Consider the following 460-nt stretch of genomic DNA (forward strand, 5'->3'; position numbering starts at 1 on the left):
CAATGTATTAACCGGGCGTCTGGAGGCAGCGGCCAGCGCGGACAAGACCGCCAAGCGGTTGATGACCGTGCGCGGCATAGGCCCGATTATCGCCACAGCGCTGCTGGCCAAGCAGACCCAGCCGGAGCGCTTTGCCGATGCGCGTCAGTTTGCCGCTTATTTTGGCATGGTGCCCGACCAGCACAGTAGCGGAGAAAAGGTGCGCATGGGCAAAATGAGCAAGCGTGGCGACCGGTACGTCAGCAGCCTGATGATTCAGGGAACACATGCCGTGTTGAGGCAAATGCGGCCCGACTCAGAGCAGCCTGATGATCGCCGCCTGCAACGCTGGGTAAGTCGCCTGGGGCGCAAGGAAGCTGCGGTACGGCTGGCTAACCGAAATCTGCGCATCGTCTGGGTGCTACTACAGAATGAACAGACTTATCGTCGGCAACCGGGCAACGGCCAGGAAGCGGCGGGG

At 61.5% G+C, this 460-nt stretch carries 1 protein-coding gene; it reads left to right on the plus strand.

From position 1 onward, the window contains the following. On the plus strand, nt 1–460 hold a 460-nt coding region (locus tag HX773_RS25385), incomplete at both ends, for a transposase (protein ID WP_176973806.1).

Source organism: Pantoea sp. B9002, assembly GCF_013385945.1.
Classification (GTDB): Bacteria; Pseudomonadota; Gammaproteobacteria; order Enterobacterales; family Enterobacteriaceae; genus Pantoea.